This window comes from Limibacterium fermenti, assembly GCF_041902845.1.
Lineage (GTDB): Bacteria > Bacteroidota > Bacteroidia > Bacteroidales > Dysgonomonadaceae > Limibacterium > Limibacterium fermenti.
In genome coordinates, this window is the sequence record NZ_CP159486.1 from 526,732 (window position 1) to 550,644 (window position 23,913).

Consider the following 23,913-nt stretch of genomic DNA (forward strand, 5'->3'; position numbering starts at 1 on the left):
CATCCACTTCGGTCCTCAGCTATCCACCCGTGTGGTTCACGTCGCGCACCGCCTTCATCACCCCCGGCCAGTTGTTGTCGCCTTCGAGTAGCTCCACCTTAAAGCCTTCCCACAATCCTTTGAAATTCATCTTTTCGCGGCTGAACTCCTTGATGTGCAGCTTCATGATGCGGCGGCTCCCGCCGCGATTGCCGCTGATTTGATAAATTCTCTTTTATCCATTTTGATCATCATTTAAAAGGTGTAATGCCTGGAACAGCAATATCAACGTCATACCTGGTATCCCACGAGATATGTTCGGGGAACAGCACCTCTTCCGAAGTAAGTGCTTGGTCTAAGGTGATTGTCTGACCGGTGTATCCGGCCATTCGTCCGGCTAGTGCTACCAAATTGGAGCGGGTCATCCACTCCCCGTCGTTCAACGGCCTGCCCTGATGGAGGCGAACAGTTCGTCATGTTCCTGTTGGTACATGCTTCTCGACTGCGATTTCTTGTAGGCGTATTCATCCATGAACTTGGTTTCGTTGTCATATTTCCATGGGGTTTTGCCCGTTATTTCATGGACACTCGTGCGGCAGTCCACCAGGCATCTGCCTTCGCTTCCCACCAACTCCACGGCATATGAGGGCGCGGTGTTGTTTTGCTGGCGGCAGGAAAAGTAGGCTTTCACGCCGTCGTCATATTCATACGTCAGGGCGAAATGGTCGTACACGTTGCCGAATTTCTTGTCTGTTCTCTTTTGGCGCCCTCCGCTGCCGGTAACACGCAGAGGGGTAGTGTCTTCCATTGCCCACTGCAGCATGTCGATGCTGTGGATGGCCTGCTCAATGATATGGTCGCCCGATAGCTAATTGTAATAGAATCAGTTGCACAGCTTATATTCCATGTCGGTCCATCTGCTTTGGCGTTCCTTGTACCACAACTCGCCGGTATTGTAGGTGGCCTCTGCCGTAAGGATATTTCCGATCTGCCCGTTCAGCACCTTGCCGAAAGTCTCCCTTTTCGGGAAATGATAGCGCCAGCAGAAGCCCGACACCAGCGAGAGCTTCTTCTCTTTCGCCTTTTGAGCGGCAGCCATTACCCTGCGCAGTCCGGGCGCATCCACGGCAAACGGCTTTTCGCAAAAAAAATGTTTACCTGCATTTACCGCAGCTTCCAGATGAGCGGGACGGAAGGCGGTGGGAGTGGCAAACAGCACTAGATTCACATTCGAAGCAATCAACTTTTGATAAGCATCGAGCCCCACAAACTTGTTCTTGACGGGCACCTGCACTTTTTGCGGGAATTTTTCTTTAAGATTCCGGTAAGAAGCTTCTAAACAATAACAGAGCCGACGGTGGGCAGCCCTGCCGTTTTAATGAATTGTCTTCGTGAATAGGTCATAATGTTATTCTTATTTTATTGATAATTTTTTTTTCATTTACTGTATTGCCTCTATCTTCATAACCACACTGCTCCGATTCCTGTTTACCGAAGGATTAAAACCTATATTCATCAGGAATTCCCCGGAATAAACTTTCTGAGAATCAATAAGGCTCGTTACTCCGCTATAGAGATTGATTTCCGTTAGCCTGTACGTTTTGTCTTTATCCAATCCCTGTAGCCTCACGGGACGAAGGGAGGGTTCAGCCAAAAATCTCCTGTTCGTAAGGTAGTTGAACATGACACCTTCTGTCTTTTGCCCGTTCACGTACATAAGGGATGCCATATCATTTTCATAGGGGCTCGCAAGGCGGTACATTTCTCCCTGCCATACGATGTCCTTGAAATCGTCATAGTTCCTTACAGTCTGTTGCGCAAACGTCATATCCCGGTCACTTAATTCATTCGCACGGATATCGAACCCGAGTTTACCCATAGACGCCACATCGATACGATATTTCAGCGATGTCTCTTTACTCCAGTCGGTAACATGGGTGCACATGGCGATCGCGGGATAATGATAAGAATAATTCCACTGCATGAACACGCGCTCCAGCGGATCCGTGTTGTCGCTCAGCCAAAATTCCGTGAAATATTTCAACAGATTGTAGTCCGACCGGCCTCCTCCTCCGGAGCAGAGCATGATGGGCACGGTAGGGTATTTAGCCCGTATCCTCTCCAGCACGTCGAGCAATCCTCTTGAATACTCAACATACAAGTGTGATTGCGGGATGCTTTCCCGTTCCAGGTATTTCGAGTGGCCATTGAAAACAGGAGCGTTACAATCCCATTTGATGAATGCCAAAGTAGGGTTCTCAGTGAATAAATCATCCACTACCTTAAAAACGAAATCCCGGACCTCCGGGTTGGTCAGGTCAAGCACTAACTGGTTCCTGAAGTAGATATCAGGTCTTTTTTCCTGTCTGAGCACCCAATCCGGATGTTTTTCATACAGTTCACTTTTCGGATTAACCATCTCGGGTTCAATCCATATACCGAATTGAACGCCTTCTTTTTCTGCCTCACGTACCAGGAAAGGAATACCGTCCGGGAGTTTTTTCCTGTTCACTTTCCAGTCGCCCAATCCGGCTTTGTCATCGTTCCGAGGATACTTATTAGCAAACCATCCATCGTCCAGCAGGAACATATCCACCCCTAATTCTTTTGCCCCTCCAAACAGGCCGGCCAGCTTGTTCTGGTTAAAATCAAAATAGGTGGCTTCCCAGTTATTGAGCAGTGTCAACCGCCCGCCCCGGCCGTCAAGGAGCGCATGATTCCTGAGCCAGGCCTGCAGGTTGCGGCTTCCCTTGCCCTTTCCTTCGAAAGAGACTGTGTACACAAAACGCGGCGTTTCAAAAGGAGTGTCCGGTTTAAGATGGTACGCCGATTGGTACGGGTTGATCCCGGCAACGATATGGAGATTCTTATGCACATCCGTTTCAAACTGCAGCGCAAAATTTCCACTCCAGGCAATTTGGCCGATCATCACGGTACCGGATGTTTCCGTTGCTTTTCCATCCAGCGATAACATGAAGTTCGGGGAGGTAAGCAAATGTTCCCTCGTACCCAATCGGCTTTCAATGGTATGCATTCCCTGGCGCAGGTGTGTCTCCACAGGCTGCATCTCTTTAGCCCAGGATCCGTTGTAACCGGTCAGGTGATACTCTTTATTATTCAGGTATAGGTTTGCCGACGCATACTTGTTAAGTACGACCTCTCCATCCTCTGTATGCCTGATGACGGTCCACTGTTCAACCACATCCTTGTCTTTCCATGCTTTATAAAACAGATCCACAAAAAAGGGATATACAGGATCTTTCAGCATGATCTTGGTCAACGTGGCCCCGTTGGGCGTTTCGGTAACAGTATGATTATCATATAATAGATCCAATGAGTTGTTGCCATCAGTATGCACTACGGCTATGGCCGGCTCCGTAAAATTATTATTAATCCCGGCAACGGCATAAGCGTTGTTATTGGCGCTTGCGCCTTGCGATTGGAATTTAAAAACTTCTCCCGTCCGTTCGTATTCATTCCCGTTCGATAAAGATTTCCCGGAATAAACAATCTTTAGGCGGTTGTCCTCATCGGTTTTCAACACCGTGGCTGTATTTTCCGTTTCTATTGTGATTGTCACATTTTGGCCAAGAGAGAACGAGATTCGCAATACAACAAGTAGGATACTGATAAGTAAATTAATTGGTTTCATTTATTAGCGTTGTTCAATTTCAATATAACTGTGTTGAAGTAATGGCTGATCATTATTGTACTTCCTCATTTTGGCGGACTTCACCAATTCTCTTAACGCCGCAAACCGATTGCTCTGGCTCCAATTCGGTTCTAAGTCTCCCCCCTCGATTTATCCTTCCGGCAAAATTGAAAGATAAATGCATGAAACATGCCCCTATTTTTCTCAGTTCGTTAGATTGCTGTTGGCTATGGTTTAAATAAAGGGAGTTTGCCGGAAGCACCTTGTAGAAGGCAACTTATCATACCGGCCAATGAAAACTGTTTTATAAAATTTCTTCGAATTGTCATTAAAAAACATATTTGTATATAGCCTTGTTCGACAATAAGATTCACCACATCGTTGACAATTTTTTGTCAATGGATTGCCTGGATTTATAGGTCTTATTTCTCCTTTCAAAACATCCCGAAAGTTTTGGTGAAGGAGATTTTAAAAGAAAAACAATTTGTTTCGTTAGTTTTAAGCATCCTAATGAACCGAAAAGTGTCAACGATGTGATGATATGTGGACAGTTAGGTACTAAAATAGTATTACTACTGTATCAATTTATTGTTTATTGCCAAATAATTCTATTTCATCCAATCTGACCACATGCGGAGATACACCTCCCCATGTCTCAATAACTTTTAACCGGATATAACGATATGATTCCTGAGTAATGGTTAACTTAAAGGATTCTCCTTTACGGATATATTCGAAATCGCTGTCAGTTACCGTTCCTATTGGACTGCCCGAAGGTTTTACCGATACACACTCCGCTAACTTCGTCCAACTCTCCCAGCTTCCATCCGTTGCCGGATCATTGGAAACGTAAACTTCTATTACCTTTGGATTATAATTTCCGTAAGTATTAACTTTATAATTAGCAAGACTATAAATTATTATTCTGCTTAGTTTCAGTTCTTGGTTGGCCCCTAAGTCTATGGTGTATGATTGGGGAAAATCTCCTCCCAAATTTTCAAATCGTCCGTCCCCGTCACTATGCAACTTTATACCATCCCATAAGTTTTTTAAGGGAAGATAGGTTCCCCATTGAGTATCCTTAAAGCCTTCGCTGTTATCACCTGGAAGAGCGTATTCAACCCATTGATTCGTATTTAATTTTTGCTCACTTGTCGAGGCTTCACCTGTACCGGTTATTTCGTCCCATGGTGTAATGGTTCCGCTTGCCCCTTCTATGCCCGTTTTGGTTATAGTGATGGTGTAGGTGTACTTTTTACCTGCTTCCAAGCCGGTGATCGGATTATCACCACTGTTTAACTGCCATTTGTAAATATTGCCGTCAGCTTCAAATTCGACATAATGTTCATCATCAGTAGCTGCAACAGGGAGTAGGATGGCTTCGTAAGAACCGTCTCCTGTTTTATTTGGTAGAATATCGGCCGCATTACCTTCATTAGACAAAGCACCGGTTGCCAAGTCGAAATCTGCGATCGTTTTCATCCCTTTTATTGTTACTTTCAAGTCGTCAAGAGAAGCTAATCCGCCACCTTGTTCTACCTTTATTGCCAATTTGCTTAGCGGATGCCCGAAAGTTAAATTTACTGCTCCGGCTGATTTGTCATAACCTTCGCCATTGTTATTAGAAGAGGCATATAATAAGTCAATTTCGGCTTGATTACCTTGATCGGCTACATTTACAGGATATTTGTAACCCGTTATATCGTGACGGTATGGGTAATATGATATGAAATCCACCTTATTTTCGTCTTTCGGATAATAAATTGCCTGTTCGGGTGCTACGGGATTGAACCCGGTTGTTTCGACGTTCTCCGCAGCAGACTTATACTCCCTGTTATCGGCACTCTCAGCTATGGTGCCGGCTGCAAGAGTTTCTCCGTGATTTATCATGTAAATACCAATACGATCGTCTGCCGACCAGCGATCGCCTCCTCCTGTGGTGCGCGTTTTTAAAGCGTCGATGTGCGAAAGAAAGTGCACGGCCTTAAGCGTTCCATCGTTAACAGGCGTGTCATTCTTACTACAATTTGTAAGAAAACAAATTGCAAAAATTGCAATAATAATTGATTTCGTCTTCATTTTGTTTTAGTTTTGATTTTAATTGTTTTTTGCTTAAACTGAATTGTACATATTTCCCCCCCCCCCCTTGTTTTGTACGGAGGCGATAAGATATTTTATTTCTTCGGTTCTCGTGTGTTGCCTGTACCCTCAGGTTGTTCATCCCATGAATCAATATTTCCGGTTGCGCCTTCCACTCCCTTACCGGTTATGGTAATAGTGTAGGCATACTTTTTACCTGCCTCTAAAGCGTTGTCTGGAAGGTTTATCTGCCATTTGTAAATAATATCATCTAGCTCAAACTCGACATAATGGTCTGCACTGAGCGTGTTTATCGGCAAGAGAATCGCTTCGTACGTATTACTGCCGTTTACGTTATAGGGCTGAATATAGTTTGGGTTGCCCTGATTGGATAACTCGCCTTGAGCCAAATTGAAGTCGGCAGTCGTATTCATCCCATTTATGGTTATTCTGAGACCCTCAAGAGATACTATTCCGTTTCCTGCCGCCACCGTTATAGCCAATTTGCTCAGTGGGTGTCTGAACGGAAGGGTCACCTGTCCACTTTGTTTGTTATAACCTTCACCGTCATTATTGGTTTTGGCATATAACAGGTCAATAGCCGCAGGGGCGCTCTGGTCACTGACATCTACTGCATATTTATGCTCCGTTATGTCTTGCCGGTAGGGATAGTATGCCACGAAATCCACTTTATCGCCGTTTTGCGGATAAAAAATAGTTTGGTTGGATTCGGCAGGATTGAACCCTGTGTCGGCTGTATTACTGCCGATAGCTTTATACTGCCTGTTATCGGCTTCTTCCGCAATGCTTTCCGCTGCAAGAGTTTCGCCGTGATTTACCATGTAAATTCCTACAGGATCATCTGTGACCCATTGGTTGCCACCGTCGGTGGTGCGGGTTTGTGTTGCGACAATCAGTGAGTTAAAGCGGACCATAAAGGGGACCCCCTCGTCATTGATTTTGTCGTCTTTACTGCATGCCGCCAATAGCAGCATAACAAGAGTTGAAATAATAATAGGCTTCGTTTTCATTTTTCTTTTAGCTTTAAATTTGGTATATTGAATTGAAATTTATGTATATATATCTTTTCTTGTTTTGTAAAGAGATTAGATTAATAGAAATTATATTTCTACTTATTTAATTCCTGCTCTGTTGTTAGCAGGAATAATCCGGCATCGTCGAACCATGCCCGTTCTCCTTCTTTAAGGTTGGCGCTCAGTATTATAAGCAATTCCTCTGCGCCGTCCGGCACCCGTATATAGCCGAAAGCCGACTGCCATCCGTCCTGAGCGGTTGCCGAAAAGTTAAGGCTTGCGCTTGGCAGCGACCACTCAATAGCCCCTCCCTTTCTCCACCGGATTGTAACCGCCCGTCCGCCATTTTGCGCAAACACTTGTGCGGCATATATCTGTCCGGGCAAAACGGGTATTAAGGTAGTTAAAGACCCTCTTTCCACGCTTTCTGCATATAGAGAAAAGCGGTCTCCGCGTCCTTTACCTGTGTCCGTGCCAAAAACCCCCTGACGTTTATTCTCGTCTTGCCACTCGCCCCATCCGGGAGGCAATTCACCTTCCCGCAAGCCCTTTTTCCCGTCCGTTTTTTGAGGAATACAGGCGCCGTTAGCCAGTAGGTTTTTTAGCTTGCCTACCGCTTGCTGCCGTTTGAAAGCCTGCTCCGCCCACAAAAAGGGATGTCTTAATTGCAACAGGGTTTCGTTAAATCCGGGTAACATTTCTTCCCAAGTCCGATTTCCTGCCCGCCCCGCTCTTGTCAAGGGATGTCCCCCTTTGTTATCCTGATTACTTCCGGTTCCAATCCAATTGATCCAGTCCATTTTTTCCCCGTATAGCCAAACGTATTCGTCGGCAGCATCCAGTGCCTGCGAACAATTGTAACGGAACCGGTTCAAGCGTGAGCCGTTGAACTCTTCGAAATACCATACTGATTTGGGATCTTGACTGGTGTACATGTCCAGATACAACCCGAAACCCGATTGTACTTGTGTCCGGTATTTATATCGGTTTTCCGGCGCAATGGATCCTAATACCTTGTTTTGCACCTGCCATGAAGCCAGATAGAAATCCCTTTTTTCCGCTCTATAAGTATATGCGTGTTCGTTTCCGTCAACAATTTTCGCTCCTGGAGGCAGTACATCCAACATCCCATTCACAAAAGGAACCCAAAGATCTCCCGCGGCGGCTATCGTCCCGGACGGATTGTCGCTCATGGTGTGAGAGTTTTGGCTTAACAGCCAGAATGCGAGCAATGTAATGTCCGGGTATTCGTCAGCCATGGCTTTCATGACCTGCGCTCCGCGTCTACGCGCCAGTGCGGCTGTTTCCGCATAAGGAGCATCCCCCGCCGTCCAAAAAAATTGACGTATATTATTATAATCTTCGTTGTCAATAAAGATGCCTTTTGCGTTGCCTTCGCGAGCCAACCACGCCGCCACGCCAAGATTGTGGGCAAAGCGCTCCCACGCCTTGTCGTCGTTCCACGCCAAGCGCTGTATGGGCGCCCAACCAGTAATCAGAAAGTTATGCTTTAAGTTGCGCGACGCGCATTGGCGGATTACTTTTACTTCTTCTGCAAAGGCTTTTTTATCCCAATGCGAATCGTTCATAATCGTACGATCGCTGGCCGTGCTTCCGTCGGGCAGCTTGACTCTTATCATTAAAGAAATACCGTCTAGGGGAACCTTTTCCCAAGCATCCAAATTACGCGCCACATCTACCGGACGTACATTCAGTAAATCCCATGAATGTCCTATTAACTTTTTTTCTCCCCCATAAGTAAACAGAGCTATTGCGCTCCAGAATACTATCGAAATAAACAACTGTTTTTTCATTTCTTTGCAGATAAATTATTTGCTAATACCCCATAATTCTATTTCATCCAATCTGACAACATGCGGAGATACACCTCCCCATGTCTCAATAACTTTTAACCGGATATAACGATATGATTCCTGAGTAATGGTTAACTTAAAGGATTCTCCTTTACGGATATATTCGAAATCGCTGTCAGTTACCGTTCCTATTGGACTGCCCGAAGGTTTTACCGATACACACTCCGCTAACTTCGTCCAACTCTCCCAGCTTCCATCCGTTGCCGGATCATTGGAAACGTAAACTTCTATTACCTTTGGATTATAATTTCCGTAAGTATTAGCTTTATAATTAGCAAGACTATAAATTATTATTCTGCTTAGTTTCAGTTCTTGGTTGGCCCCTAAGTCTATGGTGTATGATTGGGGGAAATCTCCTCCCAAATTTTCAAATCGTCCGTCCCCGCCACTATGCAACTTTATACCATCCCATAAGTTTTTTAAGGGAAGATAGGTTCCCCATTGAGTATCCTTAAAGCCTTCGCTGTTATCACCTGGAAGAGCGTATTCAACCCATTTATCTGTGATTAGGACTTCTTCTATAACAGGCGTTACACTTAACAATTTTGCTTCGGATCTTTCTTCATCGGAGTCGCTTAAATAAATACTGAACTCGGCATACGGAAGATTTTCCAAGGTGATAATACCTTCCTGTTCGTTGGCGGATGGCTTTACGTTATATTCATACCAATTGCCGGCAATATCTTTATAGGATATATTGAAAAACACCTCTTTCGATTCGCTGTTGTTGGAGAAACTTATTGTAATTCCGTTGACAACCGGCGCTATTGAAACGCTTGCCATTATTTTATTCAGATATTCGACAGATGAAGACAGGAGAGGCTCTACTTCTACTTCCACGCCTGCCGACCGGTTGCCGTGTTTGTTTGTGGTATATAACTCCACTTTTCTTTTTTGCGTAGAAAGGCCGGTCAAGGTCAACGAAGAACTGTATTTGGTTATATCGAAACGCTCAATCTTTGTTGCACCGTTGTCTATCGGGTATTCTGCCGTAACGAGTATTACCTCATTTTCCTGAGGCGTGTCATAGAAAAACACAGCACCACCTTTTGTGTTCTCAGCACTAACATTGGTTAAGGGATTAGGAATTTTGCTTGTGTCTTCTTCATCGGGGCTACAAGACGTATAAATACATAGTGTTACGAATAAAAACGCAAGGCATTTTAGCGTCGTTAAAATATTTGTCTTCATAATCATCTCGTTCTTATTTGTTAATTTGATTTTTTCCGCTATCGTCTTTAATTTGGGCTTTACGGTATGATTCTGGCGAAATAGTGTTATTTAAAATCATGTTGCCTTGTGTTGCCGATCTTAGCCAAATTCCATACGCAGCTCTATTGGCGGTAGCACCTTTTGAAACTGCATTATTATTAAATTCATTGTTCTGACTGCTCCCGTCGAAATATATCTGTGCATAAGTATTATCTGTGTGAAAACAGTTGTTAATAAATATGTTTTTAGATATTTTATTGCCATTGGAATTATACACGTTTATCGGAGTTTGCGCTATGTTCTTAAAATGGTTTTCGCGTACAACCGCTGCATGTGTATCGTTCAAGTATAGCCCCGTTTCCGACTGTTTATCCAAAGTGTTTTCCGAAAGCACTAATGCTTCATTCTTTAAACTCGAAATTCCTGTCTTACCTCCTGTTATATTTATTCTTGACATATCTATTGTTTTCGAGTTTTTTAGGTTGGCTATAACGGCTGCAACGTTGGTTGTTTGGAAATCTGAGGTACTTATCTTCACATTGCTTGATTTATCAACTAATATTCCATTCGTAGTAAATCCATTAACCTTAAAATCAGCCATTTCCACATTTGCTGCATCCGATATGGTAACGGCATTTCTGGCAGATTCCGTAATCGTTATCTTAGACATTTTTACATCTTTCGAGCCTTCGAAAACGCGTAATCCCTGTATTGAACTATTGGAAATTTTTATATTGGATAATTCCACGTTGTTGACATCTGGAAAACGTAAAGAAACGCCAATTGGATTGTTGTCCACTATGCAATTGGTCACTTTAATATTGGTGACAAAGTTGAATTCACCGTATATGTGTAGCCCTAACCCTGCATTATTTTTAAATGTACAACTGTCAATCCATACATTTTGTACATTTTCCATTTTCCAACTCGGTTCCAGGTCTATACCGGCTTCAGGAGCGGTACCGTTCGTGTTTGAAAATATTGAGTTTTTCACTAAAAGTCCATCAACACCTACTACAGACATCCCTTGGCGACGATTATTATCGCAAATAACATTCGTTACAGACACCTTTTTTGAATTCAGAGCGATCAAAATACCATCTCCCCAGCAATCCGTTATTGTAATGTTGCGGATATCAACGTTTACGGCGGTATGCAAATCTATTCCATAACCCCACTCACCACTCGTCCCCGTGTGTTGGTAGCGCTCCCCGATAATCTTGCCGCCTGAAATTTTCACATTGCCTACATTCTGTACTCTAATAACAGCATAGCGTTCATCTGTACTTGGAATCGCTTTCAACACTGCGTTGTCTGCCAACTTAAGGTGAATGTTGTCTTTCAATACAATTCCCTTTGTCGTATATGTCGCATCAACCATATATTCTCCATCGGGTATGGTAACCGTCCCTATCTTGTTAGCGGCCGCGTAGTCAACGGCTTTCTGTATCATTTCCTGATCGCTATTTGACGATTTCTTAAACGTCAGTACGTCAATTTCTGTTATAGGAGGTTTATCAGGCGGATTTTCCGTCCCATTATCTTTACTGCAAGAGATAAAAATTATAGCAAAAAAGAGGAAAACGGATAAATATATTTTTTGTGTCATTGTTACTACTTTTTTGAATTATTCATCAATAGTTGTATATCCCGGATTTTGAACCAGTAACCGTGATTTTTGGATCTCTTCTTGCGGTAATGGAGCAAGATATTCCTTGCGTTCAAACACTCTGTTTTGTATAACGGTGCGTTTGTAAAAACCCTCCAATGTATTGGCTTCCATATCCATGCCGGTGAAGTTACCGCCAAGTCCTCCTTCTCCGGGTTTGTTTTCCGCTATCATCCAGCGTTTCACATCAAAATAGCGCTGTCCTTCCGTCGCCAACTCTATCCTCATCTCGGCCTTGATCGCTTTTCGTTGCGCTTCTTGGTTTCCTTTTATCTGCGGATTTATGGCTGACAAGAGTGGAATACCGGCGCGTTCGCGTACTTTGTCCACGTATTCTATAATCCTTGGATCATTCGGATTTACCTCATTCAGTGTTTCCGCATACAACAAATAAAATTCAGCCAGACGGAAAATCATGATTGGCCGGTATTCAGTAAATGGATGAGGAGACTGTCGGTAAACCCGTTGGCTTAACCGTTTATATAACGAAGCGCCGGAACGGGGCGCATACCCGGTATTATCGGAGTTGCCACCTTTGTTGTACCAAATCTGTTCGCCCCCAATGTGCCATTTCCTACCGTTGTAAAAAATATGCTGATAAAAACGCGGTTCCCTGTTAATATACATGCGATATGTTCCCACTTCAGTCCTTCCTGTTAAATCTTCTCCGGCGGTAGAAAACCCCGTTTCCCTGTAAAGCGGGGATTCTTCGATGGATAGTCCGTCGCTCATAAAATAATCGTCCACCAATTCTTGCAGTACACCGCCTCCTCCGGTACTTGAGGTACCTCCTCTTACGCCGCGGGGAATAGTATAATGGTCAATTTCTCCGACTTGTCCAACAAAAACACTTTGAGGATCCGATCGGGCTAAGATGATCTCTTTGTTGAATTTCATGTGGACTTCATATATACTCTTATAAGGGTCGTAAACCCCGTTGGTATATTCCTTATGCAATTCATAATGCCCGGCATTGGCATAGTCAATAAACGACTGGCAAGCGTCCAACGCTTTCCGCCATTTTGTATCGTCCTTATCCGGGAATAACCGTTTTCCGTCTTTATTGGTAAGCTGCAAGGCTTCCGCGTAGTTACCGTTAAAGAGGGGAGACGCCGCGTACACCATCAGCCGCGCCCTGACGGCCAATGCCGTACCTTTGGTAGGAACTGCCAGATAATTTGGCTCGTCATAATTCGGATCTTTCAGGTCTTCAGCAATGTCTGTCAACTCATTATAGATGAAATTAACGACCTCATCCACCGAATTCCGGGCAAAATCCAAATCCGGATCGGCCGGGTCTACCGACTTATCCATAATAGGGACTGGACCGTATAACTCGAAGAGTAGGTAATGGTAATAGGCTCTTAAAAAACGCGCTTGCGCTTTTAATTCTTCAACTTCAAGCAGGCCTATATAGTCGGCATCTCCTGTTTTGGGGATTTCTTTTGCATTCTCCAAAAAAATATTTGCCTGACGGATTAGCCGATACAAGTGCCAGCGCCCGTAAAACAATGGGCGATCGGCCGGACTCAACGACCTTGTGTATGGATATTGATCTATATGTATGGGTATCAACTCATCCGCTAAATTGGTCCAGGGATTTCCCATCCCTGTATCCCATACTGAACTTACCCAGTAGAAATTCATCGTATTCGGAATGCCTTTGTATATAACCCGGTGCCACTTTCTTACGTCTTGCGGGTTTGAGAAAATTTTTTCAAGTGATCGTTCTTCCGCTAATTCGTCGGATACATCCAGATAGTCTTCACAGGACGTTAGAGCGAATCCGACAAAAAGAATAGCGGTTATAAGATATTTCAGATATTTCATTTTGTTCGTTTTTACAGTTGTTGAAAAGGATTTTATAAATCAATAAAATACGGCATATATTTCAGAACGTTAATTCCAATCCTGCCGACCATGTAGCTGTGAGCGGATACCGTGCGCCGGCGCCGCTGTTTCCCAATTCCGGGTCAAACATTTTTACCTTGTCATACAACAAAGCAACGTTTTGTCCCATCACATAAATCCGGGCTTGTTTCATAAGAACTTTTGCTGCCATTTTTTCAGGAATAGTGTATCCCAGTTCAACCGTTTTTAATCGTAAATACGATGCGTCACGGAAAAACCAGCTGTTGAGTGTCGAGTTGGTATTTGTTTTATTTTTAAAACTTATCCGGGGGAAAAACACATCTTGCGACGGGTTGGCCTCTGTCCAGCGGCTCTCGATTATTTCCTGCCTTACGCTCGAATTATAAATGGCTTCAGAGAAAGGTTGAAAGAGATGTGGCTGATTGTTCAGATTAAGGGATGTATTGCCGGCACCCTGAAAAAACAGGCTGACATAAATCCCTTTATAAGTTGCATTTATTCCAAAACCGTACATAATTTCTGGTACGGTAGGATGGACATAATCCTGTACCGCATCATAGTTTGTATCTACCACACCGTCGCCGTTTTGGTCTACGTACAGGATATCGCCCGGCATCGGATTGGGCAGCATCTCGGAATGGACTACGCCTTCCCGCAACGTATAGGTTTTATTTCCATTGGCATCTACCAAAATGTTAAAATCATCCTCCCTGTATAACCGGTCTACCGCTAGCCCTTTTAAACCGAAAAGGCGTGTTCCGGTAACCGCCATCCACGGATAGGATTGGGGAATTTCGTCGTATTCAAGGATCTTGTTCCTGGCGAAAGTGAAGTTCCCTTTCAAAGACAGTCGCCAGTCGCCTATGATCTGGTGGACGTTAAAAGCGGCGTCCACCCCTTTGTTGCTAACCTTACCGAAGTTTTGCCAAGGCGCCTGTCTGAATCCCGCGGCGCCGGAGATCGTTTTCCGTTGCATCAATATATTTGTCCTCAGATTGTCGAAATAATCGACCTGCAGGTCCGCTTTCCCATTGAAGAGCATAAGGTCGATACCATAATTCCGTTTCATCTCTATTTCCCAGGAGAGGGACGGGGATTCGAAACGCCCTTCAATAATGCCGCCAACGTTGTTCAATGTCCCGGTGCTTCCTATACCCCAGCTATACCCGGAGTCGTCATTGAAAGAGGGTTTGTATAAAAACCGGTCTCCCCCGGTATTGTCGTTCCCCGTTTTTCCTACAGACGCCCGCAGTTTTAAGGAAGAGAGCGTATTTAACCAATTCTCAGGGAAGAAAGGCTCGTTGGTTATATTCCAACCCAATCCCACGGCCGGAAAGATACCGTAACGGTACCCTTTTGCGAACTGCTCGCTGCCGGTGATCCCGAAACTGCCTTCCAACAGGTAGCGGTTGTCGAATGCGTAGGTAGCCCTTCCTATCCATGCCTGTTTCCGGAAAGCCAGAGCGTTATTATGCAATTGCCTGTCCTTCTGGTAATAAAGTAACATCCCCGTTACGGCATGTTTATCGAAAGCGCGGTCATAATTCAGAGACCCTTCTATATATATGTTTTTATTGCCGGAATTGGAGGTTGTCGGCGTACCAAAAGGCGTTTCATTCGTAATTTGATTAAAGATCAAATTCCCGTTGGGAAGTCTTCCTTCCGCGTAATAGGCCGCGGGCGTTTTTGACCTCGTCATATAATATATAGAATTCGAATCGTAACTGACCGCCCCTTTCACTTTCAATCCGGGAGTAACAAAGTCCAATTTCTGCTCCAGTTCCACTTTGGATTGAAGGCCAGTCCTCCATTCTTTCCTATACCCGCTTTCCATCAACTCGTTATATGGTTGTACCCAAGTGTCACTGCTGCGAGATAAGGTGCCGTCCGAATAGACAGCGGGTATAACATGCGGAGGGACTTGTACAAAATTACTCAATAAACCAGATGTACTACTGCTCGGATAGTTGGTGGTTAAATACTGCCCGCTCAGGTCTACGCGCAGGAATGTGGTCGGGGTGACATTTATATCGATGTTGCTGCGGAGGTTATATCGTTTCAACCCCGCGTTGTTGTTGTATTCGTTGTTCTGTTTAAATAAGCCGCTTTCTGCGAAATAAGCGCCCGAAACAAAATACCGCATCCTTTCACCGCCGCCCCTGAAATTCAACGTGTGCCGCGTATTGGATGTGTGTTTTGCCATCAAAGTTCCCCACCAGTCAACGCTCGGATATAAATCGGGGTCTTCTCCGGTTCTGTATTTTTCCAGTTCGACATCGTCAATGTATTTAGCGTCTCCATCATTTGTCAGTCTCTCGTTGTAGAGCGTGAGGAAATCATACGAATTGGCGAAGCGGGGTATACGTATGGGCGTCAATACGCCTACCTCTCCCCGGTAAGAGATGGAGGGTTTTTGCTCTCTCCCCCTTTTGGAGGTAATCAATACAACGCCGTTGGCGCCTTCGGAGCCGTAGATGGATGTGGCGGAAGCGTCTTTCAACAAAGTAAACGTCTCTATCTCATCCGGTTCAATATCGTTCATCTCTCGCGGCACGCCATCGACAAGCACCAACGGGTTCGTACCGCCGGCAAAGGAACTGACACCGCGGATCCAGAACTCGGCGTTGTCGTATCCCGGTTCCCCCGAACGCTGCACGGAAATTAAACCGGAGAACTGTCCCGCTAAGCTGGTTGATAAACTCCGTGTGGGGACGCGTAATTCTTCACCCTTGACTGTTGTGATGGCCGCTACTACACTCTCTTTTTTCTGGCGTCCGAAACCAACCACCGTTATCTCTTCCAATTCATCAACTTTTTCTTTCAGGATAATATTTAATGTGGTGTCATTGTTCACTTTTACTTTTTGGGGCTCCATACCGATGTAGGTAAATTCCAGTTCATCGGTGGGGCTTACTTCAATAGAATAAACTCCATCGACATCGGTAATGACTCCTTTTGTGGACCCGACAATAATAACTGTGGCACCGGGCAGGGATTCGCCTTTTTCGTCGGTGACTTTACCTTTTACGGTGATGGCTTTTTTCTGTTGTTGTACCACTCTCTCCTCCTTTGCCTGCTTTTTCATGATATACACCTGCCGGCCGTCGATCCTGTAGGTTGTTTGCGTATTTCCGAACAACAGATCAAGGACTTTTTCAATTGGCTGATCATTGACGTTTAGACTGACTTTCCGATTGAGATCAATGTCATCGTTGTTATAGAAAAAAACCATATCGCTGGTCTTCTCGATAATACGAATAATCTCCCTTACCGACTTATCGGCCTGATGAATGGTAATTGGCTGCGCAATTGAACGCCCCGGAGTAAATAATTGCAGGCAACAGATCATAAGAATAACCTGAATTTTTTTTCGCCTGAATTTGAATTTTATTTGCTTCATGATTTTATTAAATAAATGAATGAATTAAACTTAAGTTCGGATTTTTAAATATTGAATCTGAAATTATTGATTAAACTGTATTCTGTATTCGTTGTCCTTTACGCCGAAATTAAACGACGCGATTTGAGACAGGTTGTTGAGTAAACGGGAGAGGTCGTCTTTCAACTCCAGTTTACCCGAGCACAGTATTCGGGATGGTTCCGAGGGAAAGATCATGGTCACATTGTAATAACGTGCCAACTGTTGAAGAATGTTCTCGATAGGCTCATTCTGAAATATATAAATGCCGTCACGCCACGAAGTGTATATCTCCGTATCGACTGTTTCTACGCTGATCCCATTTTGAGTATAGGTATATGCCTGATTGGGGACTAATCGGGTGTTTACGCCGTTCTGCTTAACATCGACCGCTCCGTTCACTAAGACCACTCTTTTAAAGGCGTCATCTTTGTAAGCCGACAAATTGAAAGAAGTGCCGAGCACCTGAATCTCCAGTTTATCTGTTTTCACCACGAAAGGCCGACTTTGATCCCGTTGTACTTCGGCGTATACTTCCCCGTCTACATAAATCTCCCTTTTATTTTCGGGAAAAGTAGCCGGATAGATCACCGAAGTGCCGGCATTTACCCACAATGAAGTCCCGTCGGCAAGCGTTAAGAAGGCCCGTTTTGCATACGGTACGGATAGCTGGTTATAAGAAACTTTCGCAACCGAAGGGAGTGTTGTTCCGGTACTTACCGCTTCACTGTTAACGGTGAATGATCCCGTGCTGTCGTATTTTATATCGGCTTCTTTGCCATCAATTTCCAATTGACTGTCTTCCGTAACGATGCGTATTTCCTTCTGATTTTGCGGTTGATGAAGCGCTTGAAATTGGGCATAGTCGATATCCGAACTATCGGACACGTTTTTCCTCTCCAACAGAAAGGTGATGGATAATCCTATGATAACGGCACTACAAGCTGCAATAGCGAGATATTTATACCGGTGTATTGCTTTCTGTTTCTTGTCCGGCGAATTTCGCGTTGTTTCGATTCGTTTCCACAGCCGGTCTTTCCGCTCCTGTGGTATCTCGCGCCGGCTTTTCCGTATGGTGTCCAATAACATATTGGCGGAAATATATTCATTGATATCGATCTCCTTCCGGTCAATAAGCTCCGACCAGAAAAGTTTGCTCTCCGTAGTGGGGGAGATCATCGATTCAATGAAAAAATCATCATCGAGGAAATCAATATCTTTATAGTGGCTATAATCTGTTTTCATTTTTTATTTTTATCCGAGTAAGACGAAGATGAAGTATCATTATTTCGAATCCTTAAAACCGCTCTGTGTATTAAAGTCTTCACCGATTGATAATTGATTTGCATAATTTCCGATATCTCATCATAAGATAGCCCGTCGATAAAACGCAAGTGAACGGCTTCCCGTTGATGGCGGGTCAGGCCTGATAACAAGCAGTTGACTCGTTTTTTTTTATCGTTTTCCTCTTCATTCTCGATCCAAAGTTCCTGGCTGTTTTTTTCGGCTAATAACTCTGTCGTATCATTTAAAATCTCCACAAAGCGTTTATTTCCCTGTAATAAAAATAAGAGCCGGTGACGGAATGCCGTTCGTAAATAGTGTTTTAAGTTGGAGATGCCTGCAAACCGCTTCTCCTTTGTATACACATCGATAAACACATCATGAATAGCATCTTCTATGATGCCGATATCGGAATGAATCGACAGGCCGTACGCATAGAGGTCGTCCGCGTATGTTCGATACATAAACGCCAGTAAATCTCCGTTTCCATCAAACGTCGCATCTTGACCGGATCGGATTATACGGTCTTCCTTTTTCTTCAAATCTATCTCCATGATGTTTATCCAATATTACATGCTGTATAAAATTTAATATTCAGTATACAGATTATTCATCTAAAGGCTCCATCTTTTACGGTATTTACAAATTTCTGTTTTTTTGTTTTTATATATAAGGGAAAAATATAGGGAAATAGTATTCAATTTAATTGTTAAAAATGCAAATGTGCTTGATTTTGGTGATATAAGGATAATAAGGGCGATTGCGGATCGGATTCGCAATGACGAAAAGGGCAATGGCCGGGGCTTATAGATGTCGGGCTATGATATGATTATTAAAAAAGTACGGTTTTTCCCATTCTCAATCCGCGAGATTTGTGCCCGTTGTACTCCTATCAGCTTGCCTGGTTCTTCCTGTGTAAGGTTTTTAGATTGTCTTGCCTGCTTAATGGATTCCCCTATTAGGAAAGAATTTACTTCTGTATCGTATGCATCCCGTTCGTGAGTTCCTTCTACCCCTATCACTTTGTCAAGCATTTCTTCCATCTAAAACTCATACAGTGTAATTGGCAAATATTTCTGATAGCTTAGAAAATCATGATCTTCAGTAAATATCTTCCATCTGTTTTTTTGCGGCGACTGCACATATCAGAAAGTCAGTATGTGACCCTTGTATACCATTCTTTCTACAAAGGTTTGAATATTCGGCTGCTAATTCAAAATCTGCTGTTTGAATCCCATAATCTGTAAAAACAGTCATTCTCCTCCGTAAGTTCTCAAATACATTCGGATCGGAAATTCCAGACAATAACTCCTGTCTGACAGGCCCGATGATAGCAATTCGTAATTCTCGTATTAATGATGCCAACTCATTGGCTACAGCAAATTCTCTTTCACCGAGCTTGCTACGCCTGAAAGCTAAAGACCATACGGACGTATCGACCAATACATCTCTCATTTTCGGTCACGCAATTTTTTATAGTCATAATCGGAAGCGTAATCGACCGTATGGAACATTTTTATCACTTTTTCCGTTTCCCGTTTTGTAATAAACTCTTCCAACGCCAATTCCACCGTATCCTTTTGCGTTTTTAGACCTCCAATGGAATGCGCCTTTTTTAATAGTATATTATCTATTGGCAAATTTGTTTCCATAAACAATGCAATTTAGTAGTTTCCTGCAAAATTACATGAATTTTTGTCCATATCCAAACGCATGGAATAAGAATTTGTTTATAATTATTACTTATGAGCGTGAGCGTTACACCGGTCGATGCTTCCGGTTATGGTTTCTCTTGATTGCCGTCGCGCAGGCGCCGTTCGGAGACGGGGAAGACGACCGGCTTACCCGATACCGGATTGGTTTTCACAATGACGACCGTGTTATATACGTGTTCGATATGTTCGTAAGTAAGCACCTCTTCGGGGAGGCCCTGGCAATAGGTCGTTCCGTCTTTCATCATCAGCAGGAAATCGCAATATTCGGCCGCGAGCGAAAGGTCGTGCACGATCATCATCACGGTCAGCTTCATTTCTTCGTTCATGCGTTGTATCAGGTTCAAGAACTGCATTTGATGGGTGATGTCGAGGTGTGAGGTCGGTTCGTCGAGCAGCAGCAATCGCGGGTGTTGCGAGAGGGCGGAGGCGATGTTTGCCATTTGCTGTTCACCCCCGCTCAATTCCTCCATCGACTTGTGGCGCAGCCGGTAGGTGTTGGTAAGTTGCATATAATGATGCGCGATCTCGATATCCTCTTTGCGGTCGAAAAACTGAAACTGCCGCCGGAAAGGGAGCCGCCCCATCAATACGTATTCCTCCACAGTAAGGTCGGCGATTTGCGAGAACTGCGATACGATGGCGAGTTTTTGCGCTTTTTCGCGCCAGGAAAGTGTCGACAGGTCTTCCCCTTCAAGCAGGATGCGGCCTGTTTTCAACGGCAAAGAACCGGATATTCCTCTGAAAAGGGTGGTTTTCCCCGATCCGTTGGGGCCGATAATGCCGGCAAACGATCCTTCGGCAAGCGTCAGCCGGATGTCGTGTGTCCGGAAGCCGTTGCCATATCCGCAAGAGAGGTTTTGTATATCGAGAAAAGAAGACATATAAAAAAGTATGATGTGTGAAGTATGATGTATGTTCAAACGTTTCTTGCCTTTAGTTCTTTCCGTTTCGTGTTATTCAACAACAGAATAAATGCCACGCCGCCCACAATGCCGGTAATCACGCCGATAGGCAGTTCGTTAGGTGCGATGATGGTTCGTGCCAGTACATCGCATAAGATCAGAAACGTGCTGCCGCTAAGGAAGGATGCGATTAATAATATCCGGTAATCGGTTCCCACCCAAAGGCGGACGATGTGAGGAATGACCAGTCCCACGAAACCGATGATGCCCGCCACCGATATGCAGGCGCCTGTCAGGAGCGAGGTGATGATGAACAGGATACGGATGACGCCGTTGGCGTTGAACCCTAAATGGCGGGCTTTTTCTTCGCCTAACCGGAGGGCATTGAGGGGCATTACGAACAGATACGACACGAGCAGGCAGAACACCGAAAGCACAACCATCAACGTGATCATCGTGCTGTTCGATTCGTTGAGCGAGCCCATGATCCAGAAGACGATGCCGTGGATGTTTTCGGCCGAAGTCACGGACATCAGGAACATCATCAGCGAGGAAGAAATAAAGCTGATCATTACGCCGATAAGGAGCATCCGGTTGACGCTCAAGCCGCCTTTTCCCAAGCTGAGCGTATAGACCAGGAAGATGGTTGCAAAGGCGCCGATGAATCCCGCCAGCGGGAGGAACAGGACGTTGAGCAGGCGCAAGCCTGACACAATGGCAAACGTAACGCCCAGTGAAGCCCCGCCGGAAATACCCAGTGTATACGGTTCGACGAGCGGATTGCGGTAAATGCCTTGCAGAATGGCTCCGGCAAGGCTCAGGCTTCCGCCGATGGCAAAGCCGAGCAAGGTGCGCGGAATACGGATATAGGCCAACACGCCATACTCAGTGCTTTCTTTGTCGGCGAGTAGGCGGGGGATATCGGCAAAAGGAATGGATATTTCGCCCATCCCCAGCGACAATAGAGCCGCGCCGGTCAAAGCCGCCAGTAATAAAAGCACATATATCGCCCACCGTCCTTGTTCTTGCTGCATTTTTATATCCTTGTTTTACCGGAAGCGATCTCCATGACAACCATTTATATAATTTCTAAAACACCATATTCAGTCGAGTAAATAAATGATTATATTTGCGACTTATTGGTTATGATTAATTGTTCGATATATTTCCGGTTTTGATTTCCCGTACGTAATAAAATTACTTTAGGCGGAAATCCTTTTGTACTGGACAGATGCAAAAAGTCTTCATCATTGGTTACGATAAGCATTTTCTGTGATAAGTTTGCGTCAAGCAATAGCCGGATTCGCATTGTCAATCGAAATTGTTTTGATAAGAGTATCTCTGTCTGCCGCAAAGCGTAATGCTGCACGAATATGAATTTCTGTGAGGTTGGGGTAATCATGGAGAATATCTTCATGAGACATACCCGAAGCAAGCCATTGAAGAATGTCCGTAACGGTTATCCGCGTGCCTTTTATACACGGTTTTCCAAAACGGATTTCCGGGTTGATTGAAATATAAGAAGCCAAATTATTATCCATAATTATTTGAATGATTAATTGCTAACGAAATGAAGTATCGAAAGCAAAGTTATATCTTTTTTACCTTTTGACAAAAATAAAAGCGTCAGGACAAAAAGGCGTGTAGCCGTTTTATCAATATTCAATTCCCTTCCTACTGCGGATCTTACGGTCGTAAGGATGTTTCAGCTTTTTGCAGAATGTGACGTAGTCAGCCAGCGCCATGACGTTTTCGGTGGCAGCCCTTCCCGTTAACACGAGTTCCGTATCCTGCGGCTTGTCTTTGATGAAGTCCAGCAGGATCGATTCGTCGAGATAGCGGTCGCGGACGGAGATCAGGATCTCGTCCATAATCAGTAAATCGAACGACTCTTCGGCCAGCTTGTTCCGGAGCGTTTGAATGGCTTCGGGCACTTCCTTCTTTATTTGTTCTTCGTCGATGCTTTTGTCGAGATGAGGATGCCCGATGGCGAAATTCAGCACGGTCGCCCCGAGTTTTTTCAGGCTTTCCATTTCGGCATACCCGTATTTTGCGGGATCTTTATGGAACGAGCAGTAGCACACTTTAAAGCCGCTTCCCAAGGCGCGGGTTGCCAAGCCGACAGCAGCCGTTGTCTTGCCTTTACCGTCGCCGGTATATATATGTATCAATCCAAGCTTTTTCATTATGAATGTCTGATGTCTGATGTCTAATCTCGCCGGTCATCGGTCGCCGGTCTTCGGTCTTCAGTCGCCGGTCTCCAACCTCCAACCTCTAATCTCCAGTCATTAATTTATTCATTGTCTCTATTGTTTGGACAAACGTGATGGGCGTCGGTTGGCAGGCGATTTCCGAGTCGATGATGTAGACGTGATTGTCTCGTACCGCTTTCAGATTCGTGTACCGCTTCCAGGTCTTCATCTCTTCGTCCCCGACGATCCCCATCGTGACGATAAAGATATAATCGGGGTTTTTGGCCACTACAAACTCGCGTGTGACGGCGCCTTGTGTGAGGCCCTTCGCAATATTCCCGCCCCCCAGCAACGTCATATAGTCATTCATAAACGTGTTGGGTATGACGGTGAACAAGGGGTTGGCGCCGATTTGAAAAAACATTTTCGGCTTGTTGAGGCGTGAGATGCGTCGAGCAATCTGTTGTATTTTCTGTTGACTTTCCGATACCGTTTTTTTTGCCCGATGTTCCGCCCCTACCCATTTCCCCAGAAGGATGAATTGTTCGCAGATTTCCTGAAAGGAGCGGGGAGAGGCGAAGACTTCCACTTTTATTCCCATTTTGCGCAGCAATTCCAAATCTTTCGGGCTCGTAAGCCCCGAAGCGATGACCAAGTCGGGTTTCAGGCTGACGATTTTTTCGATATTCGCCTTTACGGCAGAGGCGACAACCGGTTTGTGGTCGTTTTTAGCCGCCGTACAGTAACTCGTGCATCCCACCAGTTTGTCTTGCGCATCCAAATAATACAAGCTTTGCGTGACGGACGGCGCCAACGAGATTATTTTCGAATAAGACGCCTGTCCGAAAGCGAGGGTTACCCATGCGAAAAACAGTATCGATACAATAAACTTTTTATTGCTATGTACTGACTTCATATTTCATTGTTTTTTATTACTCAAAGTTTTACACGTTATTTCATCCGGCAGTTTGGAGTCTCCGGTCATCGGTCTCCAGTCATCAGTCATCGGTCTCCGGTCTCCAATCTCCAAC

General features: G+C 44.6%; 21 protein-coding genes and 1 pseudogene. All 22 read right to left on the reverse strand.

Annotated features, from left to right (window positions below; all coding sequences use genetic code 11):
- Window positions 1-19: 19 nt before the first annotated feature.
- Complete coding sequence (locus ABNK31_RS02350; protein WP_418894136.1) at window positions 20-166, reverse strand: hypothetical protein; 147 nt, start codon at window positions 164-166, stop codon at window positions 20-22.
- 252 nt (window positions 167-418) lie between these two features.
- A complete protein-coding gene (locus tag ABNK31_RS02355) occupies window positions 419-802 on the reverse strand; it encodes a hypothetical protein (protein ID WP_418894137.1) in 384 nt (127 codons plus the stop codon).
- Between the two features lie 60 nt (window positions 803-862).
- Window positions 863-1,267, reverse strand: coding sequence for a Gfo/Idh/MocA family oxidoreductase (locus ABNK31_RS02360; RefSeq protein WP_418894138.1), 405 nt, complete (start codon window positions 1,265-1,267; stop codon window positions 863-865).
- A 153-nt stretch (window positions 1,268-1,420) separates the two neighbouring features.
- Window positions 1,421-3,631: an alpha-galactosidase gene (locus ABNK31_RS02365; RefSeq protein ID WP_418894139.1), complete on the reverse strand. Its 2,211-nt coding sequence runs from the start codon at window positions 3,629-3,631 to the stop codon at window positions 1,421-1,423.
- Window positions 3,632-4,216: 585 nt separating this feature from the next.
- Entirely contained in the window at window positions 4,217-5,710 is a 1,494-nt protein-coding gene (locus ABNK31_RS02370) for a fimbrillin family protein (RefSeq protein ID WP_418894140.1), read from the reverse strand.
- Between the two features lie 95 nt (window positions 5,711-5,805).
- Window positions 5,806-6,741 carry a fimbrillin family protein gene (locus tag ABNK31_RS02375; RefSeq protein ID WP_418894141.1) on the reverse strand — a complete coding sequence of 312 codons (936 nt, stop codon included), beginning with the start codon at window positions 6,739-6,741 and terminating at the stop codon, window positions 5,806-5,808.
- 98 nt (window positions 6,742-6,839) lie between these two features.
- Window positions 6,840-8,558 carry a hypothetical protein gene (locus ABNK31_RS02380; RefSeq protein WP_418894142.1) on the reverse strand — a complete coding sequence of 573 codons (1,719 nt, stop codon included), beginning with the start codon at window positions 8,556-8,558 and terminating at the stop codon, window positions 6,840-6,842.
- Between the two features lie 15 nt (window positions 8,559-8,573).
- On the reverse strand, window positions 8,574-9,809 hold the full coding sequence (locus tag ABNK31_RS02385) for a DUF5000 domain-containing lipoprotein (RefSeq protein ID WP_418894143.1): 1,236 nt from the start codon (window positions 9,807-9,809) through the stop codon (window positions 8,574-8,576).
- 13 nt (window positions 9,810-9,822) lie between these two features.
- Window positions 9,823-11,439 carry a right-handed parallel beta-helix repeat-containing protein gene (locus ABNK31_RS02390; RefSeq protein ID WP_418894144.1) on the reverse strand — a complete coding sequence of 539 codons (1,617 nt, stop codon included), beginning with the start codon at window positions 11,437-11,439 and terminating at the stop codon, window positions 9,823-9,825.
- 18 nt (window positions 11,440-11,457) lie between these two features.
- Window positions 11,458-13,329 carry a RagB/SusD family nutrient uptake outer membrane protein gene (locus ABNK31_RS02395; RefSeq protein ID WP_418894145.1) on the reverse strand — a complete coding sequence of 624 codons (1,872 nt, stop codon included), beginning with the start codon at window positions 13,327-13,329 and terminating at the stop codon, window positions 11,458-11,460.
- Window positions 13,330-13,390: 61 nt separating this feature from the next.
- The gene (locus ABNK31_RS02400) at window positions 13,391-16,771 is read right to left on the reverse strand and encodes a TonB-dependent receptor (RefSeq protein WP_418894146.1); all 3,381 of its coding nucleotides are present in this window, start codon (window positions 16,769-16,771) and stop codon (window positions 13,391-13,393) included.
- A gap of 63 nt (window positions 16,772-16,834) precedes the next feature.
- On the reverse strand, window positions 16,835-18,034 hold the full coding sequence (locus ABNK31_RS02405) for a FecR family protein (protein WP_321579719.1): 1,200 nt from the start codon (window positions 18,032-18,034) through the stop codon (window positions 16,835-16,837).
- A complete protein-coding gene (locus tag ABNK31_RS02410) occupies window positions 18,031-18,627 on the reverse strand; it encodes an RNA polymerase sigma factor (RefSeq protein WP_418894147.1) in 597 nt (198 codons plus the stop codon). The genes ABNK31_RS02405 and ABNK31_RS02410 overlap by 4 nt, the downstream gene beginning before the upstream one ends.
- A gap of 273 nt (window positions 18,628-18,900) precedes the next feature.
- Window positions 18,901-19,116 (reverse strand): annotated as a pseudogene (locus ABNK31_RS02415) (helix-turn-helix transcriptional regulator); the annotation flags it as partial.
- Window positions 19,117-19,174: 58 nt separating this feature from the next.
- Window positions 19,175-19,528: a PIN domain-containing protein gene (locus tag ABNK31_RS02420; protein WP_418894148.1), complete on the reverse strand. Its 354-nt coding sequence runs from the start codon at window positions 19,526-19,528 to the stop codon at window positions 19,175-19,177.
- Window positions 19,525-19,725: a type II toxin-antitoxin system VapB family antitoxin gene (locus ABNK31_RS02425; RefSeq protein ID WP_418894149.1), complete on the reverse strand. Its 201-nt coding sequence runs from the start codon at window positions 19,723-19,725 to the stop codon at window positions 19,525-19,527. The genes ABNK31_RS02420 and ABNK31_RS02425 overlap by 4 nt, the downstream gene beginning before the upstream one ends.
- A 128-nt stretch (window positions 19,726-19,853) precedes the next feature.
- The gene (locus ABNK31_RS02430) at window positions 19,854-20,708 is read right to left on the reverse strand and encodes an ABC transporter ATP-binding protein (RefSeq protein ID WP_418894150.1); all 855 of its coding nucleotides are present in this window, start codon (window positions 20,706-20,708) and stop codon (window positions 19,854-19,856) included.
- Window positions 20,705-21,724 (reverse strand): FecCD family ABC transporter permease, encoded by a 1,020-nt coding sequence (locus tag ABNK31_RS02435; RefSeq protein WP_418894151.1) that lies wholly within the window; start codon window positions 21,722-21,724, stop codon window positions 20,705-20,707. Before ABNK31_RS02435 ends, ABNK31_RS02430 begins: the two co-directional genes overlap by 4 nt.
- An 89-nt stretch (window positions 21,725-21,813) precedes the next feature.
- Window positions 21,814-22,092, reverse strand: a complete 279-nt coding sequence (locus ABNK31_RS02440; RefSeq protein ID WP_418894152.1) for a DUF5615 family PIN-like protein — start codon at window positions 22,090-22,092, stop codon at window positions 21,814-21,816.
- Entirely contained in the window at window positions 21,977-22,231 is a 255-nt protein-coding gene (locus ABNK31_RS02445) for a DUF433 domain-containing protein (protein WP_418894153.1), read from the reverse strand. Before ABNK31_RS02445 ends, ABNK31_RS02440 begins: the two co-directional genes overlap by 116 nt.
- 114 nt (window positions 22,232-22,345) lie before the next feature.
- Window positions 22,346-22,876 carry a cob(I)yrinic acid a,c-diamide adenosyltransferase gene (locus tag ABNK31_RS02450; protein WP_321578919.1) on the reverse strand — a complete coding sequence of 177 codons (531 nt, stop codon included), beginning with the start codon at window positions 22,874-22,876 and terminating at the stop codon, window positions 22,346-22,348.
- A gap of 88 nt (window positions 22,877-22,964) precedes the next feature.
- Complete coding sequence (locus ABNK31_RS02455) at window positions 22,965-23,798, reverse strand: ABC transporter substrate-binding protein (protein WP_418894154.1); 834 nt, start codon at window positions 23,796-23,798, stop codon at window positions 22,965-22,967.
- Between the last annotated feature and the right edge of the window lie 115 nt (window positions 23,799-23,913).